Consider the following 3,647-nt stretch of genomic DNA (forward strand, 5'->3'; position numbering starts at 1 on the left):
GTGCTGGCGGCCTGGGTGCTCGGCAAGGCGCTGGTCGGCATCGGCACCGGCTGGGCCGCACGGCGCGATGCCGGTCCGGCCGTGCCGCAGCGCGGCGTGCTGCGCGATCGGTGGCGCTTCGTCGCGACGATCGGCGCGACCAACCTGGTCAGCCTGCTGAACTACCGCGCCACGCTGTTCCTGCTGGAGCGCCACGGCGGGCTCGCCGAGACGGGCGTCTACTCGGTGGCGGTGCAGGTGGCCGAGCTGCTGTGGCTGCTGTCGTCGGCGGTCACCGTGTCGGCCTACCACCGCATCGGCGCGCCCGACGCGCAGCAGGCCGCGTGGACTACCTTGCGCGCGGTGCAGGTGAACCTGCTCGCGACGCTGCTGGCGGCGCCGCTGCTGTACGCGGGTGCCGCGTTCGCGCTGCCGGCCGTCCTGGGCCCGGCCTACGCCGGCGCGGTGCTGCCGCTGGCGCTGCTGCTGCCGGGCATCGCGGGCTACGCCGCGGCGTCCAGCCTGTCGGCCTACTACACCAACCACCGCGGTCGGCCGCAGTGGTCGGCCGGCATCGCCGGCCTGTCGCTCGTGCTCACACTGGCCATCGCGGCCTGGAGCATCCCCCGCTACGGCGCAGCGGGCGCGGCGCTCGCGACCTCGCTGGCCTACGGCGTGGCGATCGCGGTCGCGCTGGCGCTGTTTCTTCGCGATACCAAGTTGCCCTGGACGGCCTTGTTCAGCGGCCGGCGCGCGCCACAATCCGGGCCGGCATGAACGGCTTGAAGCGACCCCTGATCGGACTCTGGCAGCGCCTCGTCGCGCCCCGCATGGTCTATGGCGTGCGCAGTGCCGACGGCGGATGGCGACCCCACAGCCGCATCGGCAGCCACACCCACGTGGAGGCCCGCGAGCGGCTCGTGCTGGGCGACCACGTGTTCATCGGCCAGTTCAACTTCATCGACGCCTCGGGCGGCCTGCGCATCGACGAGGGCTGCCAGATCACGAACTTCGTCTCGGTGTTGACGCATTCCAGCCACCTGGCGCTGCGCCTGGAGCGCGAGCGCTACTGGGGCCACGCGGCGCCGGCCGGCCTGCAGCGCGCGCCGGTGGCGCTGGGCGCCTGGAGCTTCATCGGACCGCACAGCGTGATCGCACCCGGCAGCACGCTCGGCCGTGGCGTGCTGGTCAAGGCCGGCAGCTACGTGAGCGGCGACGTGCCGGCCTTCGCCATCGTCGAGGGCCAGCCGGCGAGGGTGGTGGGCGACACGCGCGAACTCGACCGGGCGTGGATCGAGCAGCACGAGGCCAGCTACGGCGAGCCGGCGCGCCTCGCCTACGAGGCCTGGGCGAACGGGGAGGACGCGTGAAGCAAGGCCCGACCCTCACGGAGGGGCGCTCGCCGTCCGTGGCGAGCGGGGTGTCGTCATGAACCGGATTTTGTTCTTCGCCGACGCGAGCAACCTGCACACGCAGCGCTGGGTGCGCGAGATCGCCGACCGCGGCTACGACTGCGTGGTGCTCACCCGTCGCCCGGCCGAGGTGCCGGGCGCGAGCGACGTGATCGCGGTGCGCCCCGGGAGCGACGGCGCCGGCTGGTTCCTCGCGCTGCCCGAGGTGCAGCGCCTGGCGCGCCGGCTCTCGCCGCAGTGGTTGCACGGCCACTACGTCACGTCCTACGGGCTGTGGGCGGCGGCTTGCTCGCTGGGCGCGCAGGTGCCGCGGGTGCTGACGGCCTGGGGCTCCGACATCCTGGTCACGCCGCGCGCCCCGGGGCTGCGCGGCGGCGCGATGGCGGCGTTGGTGGGCTGGTCGCTCCGGCGCGCGCGGCTCATCACCGCCGACTCGCAGGACATGCTGGCCGAGATCCGCCGCTACGGCGTGACGGGGCGCTGCGAAGAGGTGCTGTGGGGCGCCGACACCGACCGCTTCCGTCCCGGCAAACCGGCCGCCGACTTCGAGATCGCCAGCCTGCGCAATTGGGAGGCCAACTACAACATCGACACCGTGCTGCGCGCCTTCGCGCGGCTGCGCGCGGTGCGTCCGCAGGCCAACGCCACGCTGCACCTGCTCGGCGGCGGGCCCGACGAGGCGGCGCTGAAGGCGCTGGCCGCCGAGCTGGCGCTGCCGGCGGAATCGGTACGCTTCCTGGGGCGAGCGGGTGAGGCGGCCTTGATCACGACGCTGCAACGCTCGCGCGTGTCGCTCAGCGTGCCGAGCAGCGATGCGACCTCGGTCTCGCTGCTGGAGTCGATGGCCTGCGGCCTGCCGGTGGTGGCGAGCGACCTGCCCGCCAACCGGCAGTGGATCCGCGGCGACACCGACCTGCTGGTGCCGGCGCGCGACGCGAGCGCGCTCGCCGCGGTCCTGCTGCGGCTGCACGACGAGCCGGAGTTCGCGCGCGGCGAAGGCCTGCACAACCGCGCGCTGGCGGTGGAGCGCGCCTCGCGCCGGGTGCAGATGGACCGCATGGCGGCGCTCTACGAATCGCTGCGCCCGCGGGTGGCGGTACCCGCCGCGTGAGCCGGATGAACCGAGAGGCCTTGCCATGACCCAACGCCGCATCAGCGTGATCGCCCCCTGCCGCAACGAGCAGGCGCATGTGGCGGCCTTCTGCGACGCGGTGGCGGCGCAGGAGCTGCCGGAGGGCGTGGCGCTCGAGGTGCTGGTGGCCGACGGCATGAGCGACGACGGCACGCGCGAACTGCTGGCACAGCGCTGTGCGGCCGACCCGCGCTTCGCGATGATCGACAACCCGCGGCGCATCGTCTCGAGCGGGCTGAACCGCTGCATCGAGCGCGCGCGTGGCGAGGTCATCGTCCGCATGGACCTCCACACCCGGTACGAAAGCGACTACATCGTCGAGTGCCTGGCCGCGCTGGAGCGCACCGGCGCGGCCAATGTCGGCGGGCCGTGGCGTGCCGAAGGCGAGGGCGCCACCCAGGAGGCCATCGCCGCGGCCTTCCAGTCGCGCTGGGTCACGGGCGGCGCGCGTTCGCGCGCGCTCGACCACGAGGGGCCGGTCGACACCGTCTACCTCGGTTGCTGGCCGCGTGCCACCTTCGACCGCTACGGCCTGTTCGACGAGGACCTGGTGCGCAACCAGGACGACGAGCACAACCTGCGTCTCACGCGCCGCGGTGCGGTGGTCTGGCAGAGCGCGCGCATCGTTTCGGTCTACCGCCCGCGCGAGACGCTGGCCCAGCTGTTCCGGCAGCAACTGCAGTACGGCTACTGGAAGCCCTTCGTGATGCGCAAACACGGGCAGGCGGCAGCACTGCGCCAGCTGGCACCGGGCGCCTTCGTCGCGGCGCTGGCGCTGTCGCTGCTGCTCGGCCTAATGTGGCCGGCCGCAGGCCGCGGCGCCGTGCTGCTGGGCAACCTGTACGGCGTGTACGTGCTGGCCGCGTCGCTGGCCATCGCGCGCGACGAGGGCTACGAGCTGCTGCTGCGCCTGCCGCTGGTGATCGTGAGCTACCACGCCGGCTACGGCCTCGGCACCTTGTGCGGCTGGTTCGACGTGCTGCGCGGCCGCTCGCCGTCGCCCGCCTTCGGCACGCTGACCCGATGAGCGGGCCGGCCGCGCAAGACGAGGAGGCCCGCGCGGTCGCCGAGCGCTATGCGCGCCGCGACGTGCAGGCCGATGCGCGGCGCTACGGCCTGTTCGA

4 protein-coding genes are annotated in these 3,647 nt (G+C 73.5%); all 4 read left to right on the top strand.

The window, feature by feature from the left end:
• A partial coding sequence (locus x551_RS19705) for a polysaccharide biosynthesis C-terminal domain-containing protein (protein ID WP_173402824.1) occupies nucleotides 1-756 on the top strand: 756 nt, incomplete at its 5' end.
• Nucleotides 753-1,349 carry an acyltransferase gene (locus x551_RS19710; RefSeq protein WP_152543604.1) on the top strand — a complete coding sequence of 199 codons (597 nt, stop codon included), beginning with the start codon at nucleotides 753-755 and terminating at the stop codon, nucleotides 1,347-1,349. The genes x551_RS19705 and x551_RS19710, both read left to right, overlap by 4 nt.
• 58 nt (nucleotides 1,350-1,407) lie before the next feature.
• Nucleotides 1,408-2,502, top strand: a complete 1,095-nt coding sequence (locus x551_RS19715; protein WP_036250453.1) for a glycosyltransferase — start codon at nucleotides 1,408-1,410, stop codon at nucleotides 2,500-2,502.
• Between the two features lie 25 nt (nucleotides 2,503-2,527).
• Nucleotides 2,528-3,550, top strand: a complete 1,023-nt coding sequence (locus x551_RS19720; protein ID WP_036235995.1) for a glycosyltransferase family 2 protein — start codon at nucleotides 2,528-2,530, stop codon at nucleotides 3,548-3,550.
• Nucleotides 3,551-3,647: the final 97 nt, after the last annotated feature.

The sequence above is a fragment of the Methylibium sp. T29 genome, from assembly GCF_000576205.1.
In the GTDB taxonomy this organism is placed as follows: Bacteria; Pseudomonadota; Gammaproteobacteria; order Burkholderiales; family Burkholderiaceae_C; genus Methylibium; species Methylibium petroleiphilum.